The following is a 19,704-nucleotide window of genomic DNA, read 5'->3' as shown; positions in this document are numbered from 1 at the left end:
TTTGTGGGCGTTCGTACGATATTCGAGAGTGCGGAGTGCGGTGGCACGCGGGGTGCCTCCCGCAACAGTTCCATCCTCAATCGCCGGACGGGCTTGAATGACCTGCCCGGCGATTGAGGACGAGTGGCTGCTGGCGCCTGGAGACTAGACGGCGACCGGGTCCGCGGCCGGCGCCTCGTCGGAGTCGGCGCCCCTGCCCGCCAGGCGCTCGCGCCAGGCGGTGAGCACCACCGCGTCGGTCGGCTTCGTGGCCAGGGACACGATCACATACGCCGCGAGCGAGGACAGCAGCCCGTAGTAGACCGGCTCGTTGGCGAGGATTCCGTACGACGCCATCAGACCGATCACCGCGAGGCCACCGACGGACACCGCGGCCAGCGCACCGGCGGCGGTGCCGCGACGCCACAGCAGACCACCGAGGATCGGCACGAGCAGCCCGCCGACGAGCAGGTTGTACGCGACGGTCAGGGCCTCGACGACGTTGTTGAGGGCGATGGCGATGGCGATGACGGCCACCCCCATGATGAGGATGAAGGCCCGGTTGCCCTTCACCTCGTCGTGCTCCTCGCCGCCGCTCCGGGTCACCGCGCCCCGCAGCCTCGACCAGATGTCGTTGTTGGCGACGGTGGCACAGGCGATCAGCGCACCGGACGACGTCGACATCACCGCGGCGAGTGCGGCGGCCAGCACCAGTCCGCGCACGCCCACCGGCAGCTCATCCTTGACGATGGTCGCGAAGGCCGCGTCCGCGCTGGGCAGCTTCGGGTACATGACCTTGGCGGCGGTGCCGATGACGGCTCCGGCGATCGCGTACACCAGGCAGTACGTACCGGCGACGGTGCCGCCCCAGCGTGCGGTGCGGTCGGTGCGCGCGGTGAACACGCGCTGCCAGATGTCCTGGCCGATCAGCATGCCGAAGGTGTAGATCAGCACGTAGGTGAAGATCGTCTCGCCGCCGATGCCCAGCGGGTCGAAGTACTCGGTGGGCAGCTTCGCCTTCATCTCGCTGAAGCCGCCGGCCTTGATGACGGCGATCGGCAGGAGCAGCAGCAGGACGCCGATCGTCTTGACGACGAACTGCACCATGTCCGTGAGCGTGATCGACCACATGCCGCCGAGCGTCGAGTACGCGACGACGATGGTGCCGCCGAGGATGATCGCGACGGTGCGGTTCATGTCGAAGAGGACGTCGAAGATGGTGGCGTACGCGATGGTCGAGGTGACCGCGAGCATCAGCGTGTACGCCCACATGACGACACCGGAGATGAGTCCGGCCCGGCCGCCGTAACGCAGGTCGAGCATCTCGGAGACGGTGTAGACCTTCAGCCGGGCGATGCGCGCCGAGAAGAAGATGGACAGCACGAGCAGCCCGAGGCCGATGGTGAAGACCATCCAGGCGCCGGAGAGTCCGTACTGGTAGCCGAGGCCGACGCCGCCGATGGTGGAGGCACCACCGAGGACGATCGCGGCCATGGTCCCGGAGTACATCCAGGGGCCGAGGCGGCGGCCCGCCACCAGGAATTCGCTCTTGGACTTGGCGCGGCGCATGCCCCACCAGCCCATCGCGAGCATGCCGGCCAGATAGACGATGATCACTGCGTAGTCGACAGCCATGGGCTTACCTCCGTCTCCGTGAAATGTTGCGGGTATGTGTTGTGTGAAGACGGTAGGTGGCCTACAAGCGGCGCTGAAGTGTACGTTTCATCCATTCTCGTCGTAGCCAGTGGATGGACCATCCATGCCGGACACTCCCACCGGACCCACAGCCACCACCGGGTCCGCTCCCCCCACTCCGCCCATCCCGCTCGCCGAGCTGCTCGCCCGCGAGGAGCTCCGGCTGCGCCGGATCGCGGGACCCGACCACGCGGACCTGTGGTGGGTGCACACCTCGGAGATGGCCGACCCGTACCCGTATCTGCTCGGCGGTGAGCTGCTGCTGAGCGCCGGGGTGCTGCTCAAGGACCCGGACACCTATGTCGCCCGGCTGGTGGAGGCGGGGGCGGCGGCGCTCGGCTTCGGGGTCACACCGGTGCACGACTCCGTGCCGCAGGCGCTGATCGAGGCGTGCGACCGGCACGGGCTGCCGCTGGTGGAGGTGCCGCCCGAGACCCCGTTCACCGCGATCGCCCGAGCGGTGTGGCGCCTGATGGCCGAGGCCCGGCACCGGGAGCTGCGCCGGGTGACGCGCGCCCAGCAGGCCCTGGCCACGGCGGCGGCCCGGCCGGATCCGGTCCCCGCGGTGCTGCACCAGCTCGCCGCCCAGTTGTCAGGGTGGGCGGTCCTGCTCTCGGCGGCCGGCGAGGAGCTGCACGCGGCGGGCCGGCACCCGTCCCCCGAGGTACGGGCGGCGCTGACCCGGCTGACCGGCGTGGTCTCCCCCGCCGCACTTCCCGCCTCCCCCGCCCCCACATCCGCGACCGACACCGTCGGCGACACGCATCTCTTCGCGTACGCGCTCGGCGGCGGGCAGGGGCTCGTCCTGGCGCTGTCGACGGGGCGGCGCGAGGCGGGCGACCACACGGTCACCGGGATCGCGGTCGTCCTTCTCTCCCTGCTGGCCGCCCCGCACCAGGGCGCCGACACCGCGGGCCGGTCCGCGGCACTGGTGCGGATGCTGCTGGGCGCGGACCCGGCGGATGTCGCCCCGCTGCTCGGCGGCACCGGCTTCTGGACGGTGGTGCATGCCCGGCGCAGCGGTGGCGGCCCCGTCGACCCGCTCACCGCCGGGGCACTGGGTGCCGCACTGGGGTCGGCGCTGGTCGACGCGGGCCGGGGCGGCGACGCGGTCAGGGTCCTGGTCCCGGGTGGCGAGCGGGTCACCCCGCAGCCCGGCTGGACACTCGGCACCTCCGCCCCCGTCTCCATCACCGCGCTGGACCTCGCCGACGGCCAGGCAGCCCGCGCCCTGGGCCGGGCCGTGGCCACCCGTACCCCGCTGGCCCACCACGACAACGGCGCCGGAGGCGGTCTGGCCGCCCTGATCCCTCCGGACCAGGCCGAGGCCCACGCCCGCGCCCTGCTCGCCCCGCTCACCGAGCCACTGGCGGAGACGCTGCGCTGCTGGCTCAGCCTGCACGGCAGCTGGGACCGCACGGCGACCGCCCTCCAGATCCACCGCAACACGGTCCGCCAGCGCATCGCCCGCTGCGCGACGCTGCTGGACGCCGACCTGGACGACATGGACGTACGCACGGAACTGTGGTTCGCGCTACGGCAGCGGTGAGCCGCATTCATCGGTGACGGCACACGCCTGATACGGCATCAGGCGCCGCGCGCGACAAGACCCGACACCATGTCAGGCGCAAGTCACAGTTGGCCGATTGCCGATTCGCTGATCAGAGGTCACCCGACAGGCTCTCAGGGGCTGGAACGACGCAGGGGCCTGGCCCCGGTCCTCGGACACCTCAGGGATAGCAGGACCCGGCGGTGTGATCGCCGAGGTCCTCGTGCTGATTCGGGCTCACCACCGGGGCGGTGTCGTCTTCGTCGGGCGAGGCAGGGTTCCGGCCGAAGTCCCGCGTTCAGGCATGGGTGTCCGCGCTCCTGGCTAGCGTAATCGTCGTCTGCATGCCATACGACGAGAGGATTTACTGGTGCCCGACCTGCCCACCCCGACGCGGCTGTCACCGATCCGCGATGACCACACCTGGCACTTCCCGGACATCACCAGGTGACTTCTTCAGACACGTCAACGGCTGCGGCACGGCGAGCGCTTGGCGCTGTCCTGGCAGCCGAGGCAGTGTCGGTCGCGGGAAACCGGATCGCCCTGATCGCGATTCCCTGGTTCGTGCTGGACACCACCGGTGATCCCGCACGGGCCGGGCTGAGCGGCGTCGCCTACTTCGTTCCCGTGGTGCTGGCCGGCATCTTCGGCGGCCCCCTGGTGGACCGCATGGGGTTCATCCGCAGCAGTGTCCATGCCGACCTGGCCAGCGGCCTGACAGTGGCGGCGATCCCGGTCCTGTACATGCTGGGCCACCTGTCTTTCTGGCTGTTGCTGGTCCTCACGTTCGCCGGCTCGATGCTCGACGTTCCAGGCACAACAGCCCGCCGCTCCCTCGTGCCCGACCTGGCCGAAGCCGGCGGTATGCGGCTGGAGCGGGCGATGAGCGCCCACGAGACAGTGATGCGTGTCGCTCAGCTCACCGGCGGATTACTCGGCGGCGTGCTCGTCGCGGCTCTCGGGCCAATCCTTGTGCTGTACCTGGATGCGGCCAGCTTCCTGGTATCGGCCCTGCTCGTGGGACTGACTGTGCCCCGAGCGTCGCCTCGCGAGACTCCGCACCTGTCGAAAGGCGCGTCGCGGTACTTCGCGGAGCTCAGGGAAGGACTGCGGTTCATCCGCGAAGACACGTTGATGCCCCGGATCCTCGTGGTGTTCATGTTCGCCAACATGGCCGACAATGCCCTGTTCACCGTACTGCTGCCCACCTTGGCCAAGCAGGTGCTCGACAACCCGCTCACCCTGGGGCTTTCGGTCGCTGCCTTCGGTGCCGGCGCCCTGGCGGGCGCGGTCCTGTTCGGCGCAGTCGGGCATCGGTTCCCCCGGCACGTCATCCTGACCGGCGCGTTGCTGATGTCCGGGGCCCCGAAGTTCTTCGTCATCGCCGCGATGCCCGGAACTCCCACGCTTGTCGTCACCATGGCTCTCGCCGGCATCGCTGCTGGACCAGTGAACCCGCTGTTGACCGCCGTCCAGTTCAGCCGTATTCCCTCGGAGCTCCGGGGACGCGTGTCCGGCGCAATCATGGCAGCAGTTGTGGCCGCGGTGCCGGTGGGCATTTTCGGCGCTGGCCTGCTGGTCGCCATGACCAGCCTCACCACGGCTTTGCTCGTGATCGCGGCTGGATATCTCCTGGTCAGCCTCTATCCCGCATTGCATCCCGCGTGGCGAGCCGCCACCCCATGAGCATGGACGCCGGAGACATCGTCGTGGCCGACGCAGAGGGTCTTGTGGTCACTCCCGCGACCGTCGGGAGCAGGTGCTCCGCGACGCCCGGGCCAGGGCGGAGCAAGACTCCGCCCCGGGGCGCGCCGCCCCCGACCGCCCCGAGCGTGCTGAGCATCACCCTGGACAGTCCTGGTGACCGCCGGGTAACTTTTGAGCAGAACTGAGCAAGCGCTTAGCCATGCCGCTGGCCGATGCTCGCCCGAAGCTGATCGAAGCCGACAGAGGAGGCACCCCGTGCGCCGTACGGTATTCAACGAGGACCACGAGGCGTTCCGGGAGACCATCCGCGCCTTCATCGCGGCCGAGGTCGTCCCCGTCTACGACGAGTGGTTCGCCGCCGGCCAGGCGCCGCGCGAGTTCTACCACAAGCTCGGCGAGCTGGGCGTCTTCGGCATCGAGGTGGACGAGGAGTACGGCGGCGCCGGCATCGACTCGCACAAGTACGAGGCCGTCATCTACGAGGAGACCGCCCGCGCCGGTGTCTCCTTCGGCGGCTCGGGTGTGCACACCCTGCTCGGCCTGCCGTACATCAAGATGCTCGCCACCGACGAGCAGAAGAAGCGCTGGCTGCCGAAGTTCGCCACCGGCGAGGAGATGTGGGCTCTCGCGATGACCGAGCCGGGCACCGGCTCCGACGTCGCGGGCATGAAGACCACCGCCAAGCTCTCCGAGGACGGCACGCACTACGTCCTCAACGGCGCCAAGACCTTCATCACCGGTGGTGTGCATGCCGACCGCGTGATCGTGTGCGCTCGTACGTCCGCTCCCCGCGAGGACGACCGCCGCTTCGGCATCTCCCTGTTCGCCGTGGACACCAAGTCGGCGGGCTACTCGGTCGGCCGCAAGCTGGACAAGCTCGGCCTGAAGGTCTCCGACACCGCCGAGCTGGCGTTCGTCGACGTCAAGGTCCCGGTCGAGGACCTGCTCGGCGAGGAGAACAAGGGCTTCGGCTACCTCGGCACCAACCTGGCGTCCGAGCGCTGGGGCATAGCCTTCGGCGCGTACGCGCAGGCCGCTGCGGCCGTCCGGTTCGCCCAGAGCTACGTGCAGGACCGCACGGTCTTCGGCAAGACCGTCGCCTCGTTCCAGAACACCAAGTTCGAGCTGGCCGCCTGCCAGGCCGAGGTGGACGCGGCCCAGGCCGTCGCCGACCGCGCGCTGGAGGCCCTCGACGCCGGCGAGCTGACCGCCGCCGAGGCCGCCTCCGCGAAGCTGTTCTGCACCGAGGTCGCGCACCGCGTGATCGACCGCTGCCTCCAGCTGCACGGCGGCTACGGCTTCATGAACGAGTACCCGATCGCCCGCCTGTACGCGGACAACCGCGTCAACCGCATCTACGGCGGCACCAGCGAGGTCATGAAGTCGATCATCGCCAAGTCCATGGGCCTGTAGGGCGGTTACGTTCTCTTCCATGAGCACCGCACTTGAATCCCTGCTCGATCTGCTCGACCTGGAGCAGATCGAGCAGGACATCTTCCGGGGCGCGAGCCGTTCGGCGATCGTGCCCCGGGTCTTCGGCGGACAGGTCGCGGCCCAGGCACTCGTTGCCGCGGGCCGCACCGTCCCCGGGGACCTTCCCCAAGCTCTCGGCTCCGCTCGAGCAGGGGAGACCCCATTGCCCCACTCGTTGCACTCCTACTTCCTGCGGATGGGCGACCCGGGCGCGCCGATCGTCTACAGCGTCGACCGGATCCGCGACGGCCGCTCCTTCACCACCCGCCGGGTGGTGGCCGTCCAGCACGGGCAGCCGATCTTCCATCTCTCGGCGTCCTTCCAGACGTACGAGGACGGCCTGGAGCACCAGGAGGACATGCCGCCCGCTCCCGACCCGGAGACACTGCCCACGGCGGCGCAGATGCTGCCGCAGTACGCCGACTTGTTCACCGACCCGGGTGTCATGGACCGGCTGCTGGAGGCGCGGGACGCGGTGGACCTGCGCTATGTCGGCGCCCCGCCGTTCGCCAGCGTCGGCACACCGCAGGAGCCCCGCTCCCAGGTGTGGTTCCGCACCAACGGCAAGCTCGCGGACGACCCGCTGCTGCACGTCTGCATGGCCACGTACGTCTCCGACATGACGCTGCTCGACTCGGTGCTGCTCGCGCACGGGCGCGGCGGCTGGATGGTCGGCGACGTGGTCGGCGCGAGCCTGGACCACGCGATGTGGTTCCACCGGCCGTTCCGGGCCGACGAATGGCTGCTGTACGACCAGGCCTCGCCGTCCGCGTCCGGCGGGCGCGGGCTCGGCCAGGCCCGTATCTACACGCAGGACGGCCGGCTGGCGGTCACCGTGATCCAGGAGGGCGTGGTCCGGGTCCCGCGGGACTGAGACCGCCCGGCACTTGAGGGGTGGGACAAGGAGCGGGGCTGGGTACGTGCAGTTGCAAGGCGGGGGATTGAGCCATGGCGGAGCCATGGTGATTGACGACAACGCCGCAGATGTGCGCACCCAGCCCCGCGACGCCCCCCAAGTGCCGGGCGGTCTGAACAGGCCACCGCCCGGCCCTTCGTGGATACTCCCCACCATGAGCGCCGAGCACAGCACCAGCGGCAGCGCGACTGGTGGGGAGTCCACGTTCACGGTCGTCGTCGCGGCGATCGCCAACCTTGGTATCGCCGTGGCGAAGGTGATCGCGGGGCTGATCAGCGGATCGAGCGCGATGCTCTCCGAGGCGGCGCACTCGGTCGCCGACACCGTCACCGAGGTCCTGCTGCTCACCGCGCTCAAGCGCAGTGAGAGGCCCGCAGACGAGGAACACCCGCTGGGCTACGGCCCCGAGCGCTACATCTGGGCGCTGCTCGCCTCGGTCGCCACGTTCGTCGGCGGCGCGGTGTTCGCCATCTACGACGGCATCCACACGCTCGTCCGGGGCGAGGAACTCGGCGACCCGCTGATCTCGTACATCGTGCTGGCCGTCGCGTTCGTTCTGGAGGGCTACTCGCTGCGCACGGGCATGCGCCAGATCCGCGGTGAGGCCGCCCGTCTGGGCACACCCACCACCCACTACTTGCGCCACACGCCCGACACCGCGGTCAAGGCGGTCGTGATGGAGGACTCGGCAGCCCTGGTCGGCCTGCTCCTCGCCGCGGGCGGCCTCCTCGGCGGCACGCTCTCCGGCTCGGGCGTCTGGGACGGCATCGCGTCGATCCTGATCGGCGCCCTGCTGGTGTACGTGGCCTGGGTGCTGGGCCGCTCCAACGCCCAGCTGCTGATCGGCCGCCCGCTGCCGAAGGAGATGCGGGACGGGGTTCGCGAGGAAATCCTCTCCGTACCGCACGTCATCGAGGTCCTGGAGCTGACCACCCTGATCCAGGGACCGACGGAGGTCCTCGTCGCCGCGAAGATCGACTTCCGGGACGCGTCGACCGCGGAACAGATCGAGTGGGCGTGCGAGGAGGCGGAGGAGCAGCTGCGGGAACGCTATCCGTCGATCCGCCGGGTGTATCTGGACCCGACGCCGGGGCTGCGGCAGCGGCAGGCAGGCCGGCCGGGGGCGGGGCCGGATACCGGTACGGGGGCCTGATCCCGGTACGGGGGCCTGGTACGGGGGCCTGATCCCGGTACGGGGGCCTGGTACGGGGGCCTGATCCCGGTACGGGGGCCTGGTACGGCGACGGCCAGGCAGCGGCCCGCACGGCACTGGAGGGCCCGGCGGTGAAGCTGCTCAAGGCCGGGCAACAGCGCGGCCGCGGCCGCGCGGCTGCGGCCGGCGGGGTCTGGGAAGCCCGGAAACCCCGCCCCACCACCCGTCGGCCAGGTCCCCAGCGTGCTTGCGAACAGCCGGAACGGCGTCCTGGCTGCGGAGCCACATTGACGCGGAGCGGGAATTAGGTAAGCCTTACCTAGCTTTTGTGTGGGTCTGGTGCAGGCCCGCGTCCGCACTCTCCTCGGAGCCCCTCACATGCTGCCCCCTGCCGCCGCCTCGGTGCCCGCCAGAACGCCCTCCCTTCGTCCTGTCCGCCTGTACGACTCGTGGTGGACCGTGGCGGCAGCCGGCCTGGTGGCGATGATCGTGCTGACGGCGGGGCTGTGGTGGTCCCTCCATGTGCGCACCGACCGGACGCTGCACACCGCCGCGCTCTTCGTCCACCTCGCCTCGCTGGTGCTCGGCTTCGGCGCTGTGCTCTCCGCCGACTACTACGGCCTGCTGTGGGCCACCGGCCGCTGCCCGCTCGGTGAGGTCATAGCCGCCACGTCCCGGCTCCACGTCCCGATCTGGGCCGGTCTCGGCGGGCTGGTTACCAGCGGGCTCATGCTCCAACCCGACCTGCACTCCCCGCTGACCCAGACGAAGATCGCGCTGGTCGGCCTGCTCACCCTCAACGGCCTCCAGGCGGGCCTCCTCGGTCGCCGCCTCGCCGACGCCACTGAGCCGATCGGTCGCGGAATGATGGCCTGGGGAGGCGCCACGGCGCTCCTGTCCCAGGTCTGCTGGTGGGGCGCGGTCGCGATCGGCTTCCTCAACACGAATCGCTGACCGATCCCACCTCAGTGGATCACGCCTGCCGGCAGGTGCGCCCAGGACGGCCGGCTGGCGATCTCGGTGATCCAGGAGGGCGTGGTCCGCGTCCCGCGCTGACGGGATGGGATTGCGGGAAAATGGGACGATGACCGGGTTCTTCGGTCGGTCGAGACTCTCCCCGCGAAGCATCGCGGGGCAGATGTTCGCCGTGCAAGCCGTCATCACCCTTCTGCTCGTCGTCATCGCGGCGGTGGCACTGGCGATCCACACCCGCAACGAGGCCGAGAGGGAGGCCGTCAGCCGGTCGGTCGCCGTCGCCCAGACCTTCGCGACGTCTCCCGGGATCGTGGAGGGCCTCCGGTCCAAGGACCCGACCGCGGCGCTCCAGCCACGGGCCGAGAAGGTCCGGAAGCTGGCCGGCGTCGACGCCGTTGTGGTGACGGACACGAAAGGTATCCGCTACACGCACCCCTGGACGAACCTCATCGGCACACATGTCCTCGCCAACATCGAGCCCGTCCTCAAGGGAAACGTCGTCACGGAGACCGTCCACGGGACCTCCGGCGGCGAGGTGCAGGGCGTGGTCCCCGTGACCGACGACAAGGGCAAGGTCGTGGGTACCGTCGTCGTCGCGATCAGGATCAAGCACCTGAACGCTGTGGTGGCCGGTCAGTTGCCGCTCCTCCTGGGGGGCGCGGCCGTCGCCCTCGTGGTGTCCGCGGGCAGCACGGCGCTGGTGAGCCGGCGGCTGCGGCGCCAGACCCGCGGCCTGGACCCGGCGGAGATGACCCGGATGTACGAGCACCACGACGCGGTGCTCCACGCGGTGCGCGAGGGCGTACTGATCACCGGCGGCGACGGGCGGCTGCTGCTCGCCAACGACGAGGCGCGGCGGCTGCTGGACCTGCCGACGGACGCCGAGCAGCGCCAGGTGACGGAGCTGGGTCTGGAGCCGGGCACGGCCGAACTGCTGGCCTCCGGACGGGCCGCGACCGACAAGGTAGTGTTCGCCGGGGACCGGCTGCTGGCCGTGAACCAGCGGCCCACCGCCCCGTACGGCGGGCCGCCCGGCAGTGTGGCGACGCTGCGGGACACCACCGAGCTGACGGCGCTCGCGGGGCGGGCGGACATCGCGCGGGAGCGGTTGAGGCTGCTGTACGACGCCGGGGTGCGGATCGGCACCACGCTGGACATCACGCGCACCTCCGAGGAACTGGCCGAGGTGGCGGCCCCCCGGTTCGCCGACGCCGTCACCGTCGACCTGCTGGAGGCGGTTCTGCGGGGGGAGGAGCCCTCGGAGCGGAGCACCATCGTCCGGCGCGCCGCCGTGAGTGGTGCCCCCGAAGGCCGGCTGCTGTTCCCGGTGGGCTCTCTGATCGACTTCGTCGGCTCCGCCCCGCAGGCACAGGCCCTGAAAGGCGGCCGCGCGCGGCTCGAGGTGGACCTGAGGACCGCGCACGGGTGGCGGGAGCTGGATCCCGAACGGGCCCGCCGCATCGTGGACTCCGGAATCCACTCCCTGATCGTGGTGCCGTTGCAGGCGCGCGGTGTGGTGCTGGGGATGGTCAAGTTCTGGCGCCGCGAGAAGGAGCCTTTCGACGAAGAGGACGTCGCCTTCGCCGAGGAGCTGGCCGCCCGGGCCGCGGTGTGCGTCGACAACGCCCGCCGCTACACCCATGAGCACACCATGGCCGTCACCCTGCAGCGCAGCCTGCTGCCCCGCGCCCTGCCCGAGCAGTCCGCGCTGGAGGTCGCCCACCGCTATCTGCCCGCCCAGGCCGGGGTGGGCGGCGACTGGTTCGACGTCATCCCGCTGCCTGGCACCCGGGTGGCCCTGGTGGTCGGCGACGTCGTCGGCCACGGCCTGCACGCCGCCGCCACCATGGGCCGTCTGCGCACCGCCGTCCGCAACTTCTCGGCCCTCGACCTGCCTCCCGACGAACTCCTGAGCTACCTGGACGAGCTGGTCACCCAGCTCGACACCGAAGAGGCCACCGGGAACCACGAGGACAAGGCGGTCACCGGTGCCACCTGCCTGTACGCCGCCTACGACCCGGTCACCGGGCTGTGCACCCTGGCCCGGTCCGGCCACCCGGGACCGGCCCTGGTCCACCCCGACGGCACCGTGGACTACCCGGACGTACCGGTCTCTCCCCCGCTGGGCCTGGGCGGCTCCCTTCCCTTCGAGACGGCCCGGCTGGATGTGCCGGAAGGCTCACGTCTGGTGCTCTTCACCGACGGGCTGGTCAAGGGACGCAGCAACGACATCGGCACCGGCCTGGAGACCCTGCACACCGCCCTGGCCGCCACGGTGGACCGCACCCCGGAGGAGACCTGCACCGCGGTGCTGAACGCCCTGCTGCCCACCCGGCCCAGCGACGACATCGCGCTGCTGGTGGCCCGTACCCACCGGCTGGCCCCCGACCGGGTCGCCGAATGGGCGGTCGCCTCCGACCCGGCGGCCGTCGCCCCCGTCCGCGCGGAGTGCACCCTCCGGCTGAGCAACTGGGGGCTGGACGAGATCTCCTTCGCCACCGAACTGATCCTCAGCGAGCTGATCACCAACGCCGTACGCTACGGCACCCAACCCATCACCGTCCGCCTGCTGTACGACCGCACCCTGATCTGCGAGGTCTCCGACGGGTCCAGCACCGCCCCCCATCTACGCCGGGCCGCCACCACGGACGAGGGCGGCCGCGGCCTGTTCCTCGTCGCCCAGTTCGCCCGGCACTGGGGCACCCGCTACCTGGCCCGCGGCAAGGTCATCTGGGCCGAACAGGCCCTCCATGACGGCGCCGCGGAACCCGGTGTGGATCTCGGCGACCTGCTGCTCGCTCAGCTGGACGATGCTCAGTGGGACGACATCGCGGGCTGATCCGCCGGGAGGAGACCCGCCGCTCCCAGCAGATACGCGACCATCGGGCCGTAGAAGCGCGGGTCGGATACCCTGCCGACCGCCAAGGAGTCGCTGCCGCGGTACGCCGACGCCTTCAACGAGCCGGGCGTCGCGGAGCGGCTGCTGAAGGCCAGGCTCCGCCGGCGGACTGGGCCAGGCCCGGATCTACACCCAGGACGGCCAGCTGGCGATCTCCGTGATCCAGGAGGGCGTGGTCCGCGTCCCTCGGTGACGAGCCGCCCGCGGAGGGAGGTGCTAGAAAGAGAGAGTGACCGGGCTCAACGGTCGACCAGGGCACCTCCCGCGCGGCCCTCTGAGAGAGCGCCTCCGTCGGATCCTGAGCGGGCGGAGCATCGCCGCGCAGATGTTCGCCGTACAGGCCGTGTTCGCCCTGCTCCTCATCGTCATCGTGACGGTGGCACTCCTGTTCGACGCCCGCAGCACCGCGGTGAGAGCGGCTGGCGACCGGACGGCCGCCATCGCCCAGACCCTCTCAACGTCTCCCCAGGTCGTGGCGGGCCTCCATTCCCCCCATCCGACCGCTGCGCTCCAGCCGCTGGCCGAACGGACCCGGAAGCTGACAGGCGTCGACTTCGTCATCGTGGCGAACACGAAGGGCATCGTCTACACCCACCCGCTGCGGAAGCGCATCGGCAAACCGCTGATCGCCGACTTCCGGCCCGCTCTGAAGGGCAAGGTCGTCACGGAGACCATCCACGGCACCTTCGGCCCCACCGTGGAAGCCATAGCCCCTGTGACCGACAGCAAGGGGTCGGTCGTCGGCCTCGTCACCGCCGGGGTCACGGTCAAGCGCGGGGAGGCCCTGGCGGCCGGCCAGGTGCCGTTCCTCCTGGGGGGCGCGGCCGTCGCCCTCGTGGTGTCCGCGGGCAGCACGGCGCTGGTGAGCCGGCGGCTGCGGCGCCAGACCCGCGGCCTGGACCCGGCGGAGATGACCCGGATGTACGAGCACCACGACGCGGTGATCCACGCGGTGCGCGAAGGAGTGCTCATCGTCGGGGACGACGGGCGGCTGCTGCTGTCCAACGACGAGGCGCGGCGGCTGCTGGATCTGCCGCCGGACGCCGAGCAGCACCGGGTGACGGAGCTGGGTCTGGAGCCGGGCACGGCCGAACTGCTGGCCTCCGGACGGGCCGCGACCGACGAGGTGCTCTTCGCCGGGGACCGGCTGCTGGCCGTCAACCAGCGGCCCACCGCCCCCTACAGCGGGAGCGTGGCGACGCTGCGGGACACCACCGAGCTACGGGCGCTGGCGGGCCGGGCGGAGGTCGCGCGGGAGCGGCTGGGGTTGCTGTACGACGCCGGGGTGCGGATCGGCACCACGCTGGACGTGCGGCGCACCGCGGAGGAACTGGCCGAGGTGGCGGTCCCCCGGTTCGCCGACGTCGTCACGGTCGAGCTGCTGGACCCGGTGCTGGGGGGCGAGGAGCCGCAGGGAGCGGGCACCGAGATGCGCCGTGTCGCCGTCGTGGGCCTGGAGGCCGACTCTCTTTTCTATCCCGTCGGCGCGCTGATCCCGTTCGTCGCCACCCACCCGGTCGCGGCCGGGATGACCCTCGACCGTGCGATCCTCGAGGCGGACCTGAGCACCGCCGACGGCTGGCGGGCCCAGGATCCCGAACGCGCTCGGCGCATCCTGGAGCACGGCATTCGCTCTCTGATCTCGGTGCCGCTGCGGGCGAGGGGAGTGGTGCTGGGAACGGCCGACTTCTGGCGCTCCGAGAAAGACCCCTTCGATGAGGAGGACCTGTTCTTCGCCGAGGAGCTGGCCGCCCGGGCCGCCGTATGCATCGACAACGCCCGCCGCTACACCCATGAGCACACCATGGCCGTCACCCTGCAGCGCAGCCTGCTGCCCCGCGCCCTGCCCGAGCAGTCGGCGCTGGAGGTCGCCCACCGCTATCTGCCCGCCCGGGCCGGGGTGGGCGGCGACTGGTTCGACGTCATCCCGCTGCCCGGTGCCCGGGTGGCGCTGGTGGTCGGCGACGTCGTCGGCCACGGCCTGCACGCCGCCGCCACCATGGGCCGGCTGCGCACCGCCGTCCGCAACTTCTCGGCCCTCGACCTGCCTCCCGACGAACTCCTGAGCTACCTGGACGAGCTGGTCACCCAGCTCGACACCGAAGAGGCCACCGAGGACAACGAGAACCGGGCGGTGACCGGTGCCACCTGCCTGTACGCCGTCTACGACCCGGTCACCGGGGTGTGCACCCTGGCCCGGTCCGGCCACCCGGGGCCCGCCCTGGTCCACCCCGACGGCACCGTGGACTACCCGGACGTGCCGGTCTCCCCGCCGCTGGGCCTGGGCGGCAGTCTGCCCTTCGAGACGGCCCGGCTGGAGCTGCCGGAGGGTTCGCGTCTGGTGCTCTTCACCGACGGGCTCGTCGAGGACCGCCGCCGCGACCTCGACACCGGCCTGGGCGCACTGCGCACCGCTCTGACCGCCGCCGTGGACCGTACCCCGGAGGAGACCTGTGCCGCGGTGCTGGACGCCGTGCTGCCCACCCGGCCCAGCGACGACGTCGCGCTGCTGGTGGCCCGTACCCGGCGGCTGGCCCCCGACCGGGTCGCCGAATGGTCGGTCCCCTCCGACCCGGCGGCCGTCGCCCCCGTCCGCGCGGAGTGCATCCTCCGGCTGAACAACTGGGGGCTGGACGAGATCTCCTTCGCCACCGAACTGATCCTCAGCGAGCTGATCACCAACGCCGTTCGGTACGGCACCCAGCCCATCACCGTCCGCCTGCTGTACGACCGCACCCTGGTCTGCGAGGTCTCCGACGGGTCCAGCACCTCTCCCCATCTGCGCCGGGCCGCCATCACGGACGAGGGCGGACGCGGCCTGTTCCTCGTCGCCCAGTTCGCCCAGCGCTGGGGTACCCGCTACCTGGCCCGCGGCAAGGTCATCTGGACCGAACAGGCCCTCCACGACGGTGCCGCGGAACCCGGTGTGGATCTCGGCGACCTGCTGCTCGCTCAGCTGGACGATGCTCAGTGGGACGACGTCGCGGGCTGATCCACCGGGAGAAGGCCCGCCGCTCCCAGCAGATACGCGACCATCGGGTCGTAGAAGCGCGGGTCGGTGACGTGGTCGTCCAGCGGGACGACCACCTGCAGCGTGCCCTCGGCCTCGCCGATGAAGAGGGCCGGGTCGTTGCAGTCGGCGTAGCCGACCGCGTCGAGGCCGCGCTGCCCCGCGCACCCCGCCCACCCATGGTCGGCGACCACGAGATCGGGCTGCGGGCGACCCTCGCGCTCCAGGCCGTCGAGGATCGCGGCCATCGGCGCGGGCGAGTGCGTGTGCCACAGCGTGGCCCCGCGCTCCAGCACCGCGACATCCGCGAACTGGAAGACCATCGCCTCATCGGCGGTGAGCCCGGACGGAATGCGCATGATCTCGCAGCCGGCCGCGCGCAGCGCGTCCGCCGTCTGCCGGTGCACGTCGAGCAGCCCGCCCGGATGGCCGGTCGCGAAGAGCACGCGCTGCTTGCCCACGGCGGCCTTGCGCAGCCGCGCCGCCAGCCGTTCCAGCGCGTCGACCGTGAGCTCCGGGTCGATGGTGTCCTGCCCCTGGCGGTGCTCAGGGTCGTCGTTGACGCCGCACCGCTCGGCCATCACGGCGAGCACGTCCTGCTCATCGGCCCACCGGTTGCCGAGTTCCAGCCCCAGCCAGTAGTGACGATCTCCGTTCGCGAGCTTGCGGTAGTGGGAGAGGTTGTTGTCGCGGGGGGTGGCGACATCACCGGCGATACGAGTGCGGACGAGGTGATCGACGAGGGCGGCACGGCTGGGTATCGGCATGAACCCATTGTGCCGTCAGGTGTGCGCAGTGTGCCGGGTGTCTTGCACGGCGGGCGGGGCGGGGCGGGCGGGTCGTGACGCGGACCGTGTCGCACAACCAGCCGGGAGCGGGTGCGGACCGTCCGGCGCCAAGGCCCGCGCCCAGGGCCGAACCGGTGGCGCCTGCCCCGGCCTCCCCGCCGTCGCCGCCTGGCTCGAACGCGACGCCCACCCCGACGCCGTACGCCGCACCCTCGTCGCCGACCTCCCCGAACCTCTGAAATACCCAGCGGGCCTCCTCGCCCACCGACTCGCCACCCTCCTGCCACCCCCGCTCCCCGCCGCCCCGGCCCGGGAAGCCGTACGGCGCCCGAACCCGCTGCAGAACTGCGACGGGTGCGACCGCGCCTTCCGGGCGCCGGAGCCCGGCGAGTGCCACGACTGCCGATCCGACCTGCAGGAGGCCGCCTAGCATGAACGTGACGACCCTTGACCCCGGGTACAGACGACGAGGAGCGAGCACGATGACCATCGCCCCGGACGACGCACGGCGAGACGCCCGCCTGTACCAGATCATGCGGGACTTCGTCTCATCCATGGACGACACCCTTCCTGGCAAATTCGAGATCACCAAGGAAGGAATCGTCCACGACATGATGGCGCCCGCCGGACCCCATGAGTTGACGACACTGCGCGTCCGGAAGCGCCTGGAGAAGGTGATGCCGGAAGAGCTGGTGGCCCACACGGGGACTCCCGACGTGGAAGATGCGCCGGAGGGCATCATGCGTCACCTCGACGTGATGGTGATCGCCGAGGTGGACATGGAGGTCGAGGGTTCCTTCGCGCCCCGCACGCTCATCGCCGCCATCGAAGTCGTCTCACGGTCCAACCCGGACAACGACTGGGTAAGCAAGATGCGGGACTATCCGCTTCTGGGCATCCCCCTCTACGTGATCTTCGATCCGCGTACCGGCTCGGGGGCCGTGCTCTCCGACATCCATCCCACGCCGAACGGGCCGCGGTACGCCACCCGCAAGGACTTCGTGTACGGGGAGGACATCACCATCGGCGAGTGGACCATCTCGACCGATAACCTGCCGCAGTACGCGTAGCGCACCGCGGCCTGCCCGGTCGGCGCGATCTGCGCAGGTCGGCGTCGAGCGGCCGATCCCGATCGCCGCCGGTGCTGTGAAGGCACACGTTCACCGGGTTGCTCGGCCTGCAGCCATGCTTTTGTCCTCAATCGCCGGACGGGCCTGCAGATACTGAGGACGAACCGCCCGCCGCCTCGAACGCCCCCCGCGCCAGCCGGTGCAGCAGTGCCGCCGTCGCCATGCGGCCCGGGAGGGCGCCGGGGCGGCCCAGGTGCGGGGTCGAGTTGAGCAGGCCGAAGACCGCGTGGACGGTGGCGCGGGCCTCGCTCTCGGGGAGGAGCGGGTAGAGGGCACGGACGACCTCGACCCACAGCTCCACGTACTGGCGCTGGAGCTGGCGCACGCGCTTGCGGTCGGTGTCCCGGAGGCGGTCCAGCTCGCGGTCGTGCAGGGTGATCAGGGGGCGGTCGTCCAGGGCGAAGTCGATGTGGCCCTCGATGAGCGCGTCCAGGAGGGCTTCCGGGGAGCCGTCGCCGGAGGCCGCGTCCTCCGTGACGCGGAGCCTTCCGCCGGCCAGGAGGCGCTCACTGATGCCGACCAGCAGCTCGGCGAGCATCGCGTCCTTGCCGGGGAAGTGGCGGTAGAGGCCGGGACCGCTGATCCCGACGGCTGCGCCTATCTCGTCGACGCCCACACCGTGGAAGCCGCGCTCGGCGAAGAGGCGGGCAGCCTCCTTGAGGATCTGCTCGCGGCGCGTGGGGGCGTCCGTCCTGGTGGTCATGGATTCGATTCTAGACAGTGGCGTTAGCGAGCGTTAACCTGAAGGGAACGTGTTAACGCTCATTAACCGGATCGGCCGGACCGGTCGACCGGGCAAGGGGGCTCGACGGATGCAGCAGGCACCGGTGCTGGCGAGTGCGGCGGATCCCGCGTCTCAGGGCTGGCTGGCCAACGAGGAGGCGCACCGCGCGCTCGGCGACGAGCTGCGGACGCGCCTGGCCGCGGCCAGGCTGGGCGGGGGTGAGAAGGCCCGCGCCCGCCATGTGGCGCGCGGGAAGCTGCTGCCCCGGGAGCGGGTGGACACCCTGCTCGATCCGGGGTCGCCCTTCCTGGAGCTGGCACCGCTCGCGGCCGAGGGGCTGTACGGGGGCGCCGCTCCGGCGGCCGGGGTGATCGCCGGAATCGGGCGGGTCAGCGGCCGGGAGTGCGTGATCGTCGCCAATGACGCCACGGTCAAGGGCGGCACGTATTACCCCATGACGGTGAAGAAGCACCTGCGGGCCCAGGAGGTGGCGCTGGAGAACCGGCTGCCGTGTCTGTACCTCGTGGACTCCGGTGGCGCGTTTCTGCCGATGCAGGACGAGGTGTTTCCCGACCGGGAGCACTTCGGGCGGATCTTCTACAACCAGGCGCGGATGTCGGGGGCCGGGATTCCGCAGGTCGCTGCCGTGCTGGGGTCCTGTACGGCCGGTGGGGCGTACGTCCCCGCGATGAGCGACGAGGCCGTGATCGTGCGGAACCAGGGGACGATCTTCCTCGGCGGTCCGCCGCTGGTGAAGGCCGCGACCGGTGAGGTCGTCACGGCGGAGGAGCTGGGCGGCGGCGAGGTCCACTCCCGTACGTCGGGCGTCACCGACCATCTCGCGGAGGACGACGCGCACGCGCTGCGGATCGTCCGGAACATCGTGGCGACGCTGCCCGCGCGCGGGGCTCTGCCCTGGTCCGTGGAGGCCGTGGAGGAGCCGAAGGTCGATCCTGCCGGGCTGTACGGGGCCGTACCGGTCGATTCGCGGACGCCGTACGACGTACGGGAGGTCATCGCGCGGGTCGTCGACGGGTCGCGGTTCGCCGAGTTCAAGGCGGAGTACGGGACGACGCTGGTCACCGGCTTCGCGCGGATCCACGGGCACCCGGTCGGTATCGTCGCCAACAACGGCATCCTGTTCTCCGAGTCCGCCCAGAAGGGCGCGCACTTCATCGAGCTCTGCGACCAGCGCGGCATCCCGCTGGTCTTCCTGCAGAACATCTCCGGGTTCATGGTCGGGCGCGACTACGAGGCCGGCGGCATCGCCAAGCACGGCGCCAAGATGGTCACGGCCGTCGCCTGCACCCGGGTCCCGAAGCTGACCGTCGTGGTCGGCGGGTCGTACGGGGCGGGGAACTACTCCATGTGCGGGCGGGCCTACTCGCCGCGCTTCCTGTGGATGTGGCCCAACGCCAAGATCTCCGTCATGGGCGGCGAGCAGGCCGCGTCCGTCCTCGCGACGGTCAAGCGCGACCAGCTGGGCGACGACTGGAGCGCCGAGGACGAGGAAACCTTCAAGGCGCCGATCCGCGAGCAGTACGAGACGCAGGGGAACGCGTACTACGCCACCGCCCGGCTCTGGGACGACGGGGTGATCGACCCGCTGGAGACCCGGCAGGTGCTGGGGCTCGCTCTGACCGCGTGTGCCAACGCCCCGCTGGGTGACCCCGGCTTCGGCGTCTTCCGGATGTGAGGGAACAGAT

At 70.9% G+C, this 19,704-nt stretch carries 13 protein-coding genes and 2 pseudogenes; 12 read left to right on the top strand and 3 right to left on the bottom strand.

Translation table 11 applies throughout. The annotated features are described in order from the left end of the window. Positions 1-144: 144 nt before the first annotated feature. Positions 145-1,614, bottom strand: coding sequence for a sodium:solute symporter (locus tag ACIBB8_RS15820; protein ID WP_398952371.1), 1,470 nt, complete (start codon positions 1,612-1,614; stop codon positions 145-147). 124 nt (positions 1,615-1,738) lie between these two features. Between ACIBB8_RS15820 and ACIBB8_RS15815 the strand changes: the two genes are divergently transcribed. The 9 genes and pseudogenes from ACIBB8_RS15815 to ACIBB8_RS15775 all read left to right on the top strand — a co-directional run bounded on the left by ACIBB8_RS15815 (position 1,739) and on the right by ACIBB8_RS15775 (position 15,338). Further along, positions 1,739-3,223, top strand: coding sequence for a PucR family transcriptional regulator ligand-binding domain-containing protein (locus ACIBB8_RS15815; RefSeq protein ID WP_398952369.1), 1,485 nt, complete (start codon positions 1,739-1,741; stop codon positions 3,221-3,223). Positions 3,224-3,670: 447 nt separating this feature from the next. After that, complete coding sequence (locus ACIBB8_RS15810) at positions 3,671-4,909, top strand: MFS transporter (protein ID WP_398952367.1); 1,239 nt, start codon at positions 3,671-3,673, stop codon at positions 4,907-4,909. Positions 4,910-5,185: 276 nt separating this feature from the next. Continuing rightward, positions 5,186-6,343 carry an acyl-CoA dehydrogenase family protein gene (locus ACIBB8_RS15805; protein ID WP_398952365.1) on the top strand — a complete coding sequence of 386 codons (1,158 nt, stop codon included), beginning with the start codon at positions 5,186-5,188 and terminating at the stop codon, positions 6,341-6,343. Between the two features lie 19 nt (positions 6,344-6,362). Further along, complete coding sequence (locus ACIBB8_RS15800; protein ID WP_398952363.1) at positions 6,363-7,277, top strand: acyl-CoA thioesterase; 915 nt, start codon at positions 6,363-6,365, stop codon at positions 7,275-7,277. 196 nt (positions 7,278-7,473) lie between these two features. Next, complete coding sequence (locus ACIBB8_RS15795) at positions 7,474-8,472, top strand: cation diffusion facilitator family transporter (protein ID WP_398952361.1); 999 nt, start codon at positions 7,474-7,476, stop codon at positions 8,470-8,472. Positions 8,473-8,850: 378 nt separating this feature from the next. After that, complete coding sequence (locus ACIBB8_RS15790; RefSeq protein ID WP_398952360.1) at positions 8,851-9,426, top strand: hypothetical protein; 576 nt, start codon at positions 8,851-8,853, stop codon at positions 9,424-9,426. A gap of 184 nt (positions 9,427-9,610) precedes the next feature. Next, the gene (locus tag ACIBB8_RS15785; protein ID WP_398952358.1) at positions 9,611-12,286 is read left to right on the top strand and encodes a SpoIIE family protein phosphatase; all 2,676 of its coding nucleotides are present in this window, start codon (positions 9,611-9,613) and stop codon (positions 12,284-12,286) included. Positions 12,287-12,437: 151 nt separating this feature from the next. Then, positions 12,438-12,539 (top strand): annotated as a pseudogene (locus ACIBB8_RS15780) (acyl-CoA thioesterase II); the annotation flags it as partial. Between the two features lie 132 nt (positions 12,540-12,671). Then, positions 12,672-15,338, top strand: coding sequence for a SpoIIE family protein phosphatase (locus ACIBB8_RS15775; protein ID WP_398952355.1), 2,667 nt, complete (start codon positions 12,672-12,674; stop codon positions 15,336-15,338). Here ACIBB8_RS15775 and ACIBB8_RS15770 read toward each other — a convergent pair. After that, positions 15,314-16,123: a phosphatase gene (locus ACIBB8_RS15770; RefSeq protein ID WP_398952353.1), complete on the bottom strand. Its 810-nt coding sequence runs from the start codon at positions 16,121-16,123 to the stop codon at positions 15,314-15,316. The two genes, ACIBB8_RS15775 and ACIBB8_RS15770, sit on opposite strands and share 25 nt — an antisense overlap. A 175-nt stretch (positions 16,124-16,298) precedes the next feature. Here ACIBB8_RS15770 and ACIBB8_RS15765 point away from each other — a divergent pair. Next, positions 16,299-16,574, top strand: a pseudogene (locus tag ACIBB8_RS15765) (helix-turn-helix domain-containing protein); the annotation flags it as partial. 52 nt (positions 16,575-16,626) lie between these two features. Beyond that, a complete protein-coding gene (locus ACIBB8_RS15760; protein ID WP_398952351.1) occupies positions 16,627-17,214 on the top strand; it encodes a Uma2 family endonuclease in 588 nt (195 codons plus the stop codon). A 127-nt stretch (positions 17,215-17,341) separates the two neighbouring features. On the opposite strand, the gene ACIBB8_RS15755 is transcribed toward ACIBB8_RS15760, so the two are convergent. Further along, the gene (locus ACIBB8_RS15755) at positions 17,342-17,977 is read right to left on the bottom strand and encodes a TetR/AcrR family transcriptional regulator (protein ID WP_398952349.1); all 636 of its coding nucleotides are present in this window, start codon (positions 17,975-17,977) and stop codon (positions 17,342-17,344) included. Between the two features lie 109 nt (positions 17,978-18,086). Between ACIBB8_RS15755 and ACIBB8_RS15750 the strand changes: the two genes are divergently transcribed. Next, a complete protein-coding gene (locus ACIBB8_RS15750; RefSeq protein ID WP_398952347.1) occupies positions 18,087-19,694 on the top strand; it encodes a carboxyl transferase domain-containing protein in 1,608 nt (535 codons plus the stop codon). Positions 19,695-19,704: the final 10 nt, after the last annotated feature.

The organism is Streptomyces sp. NPDC051286 (assembly GCF_044455345.1).
GTDB lineage: Bacteria > Actinomycetota > Actinomycetes > Streptomycetales > Streptomycetaceae > Streptomyces.
The sequence above is the reverse complement of the archived record's forward strand: the minus strand, read 5'-3'. Positions and strand labels throughout refer to the sequence as shown.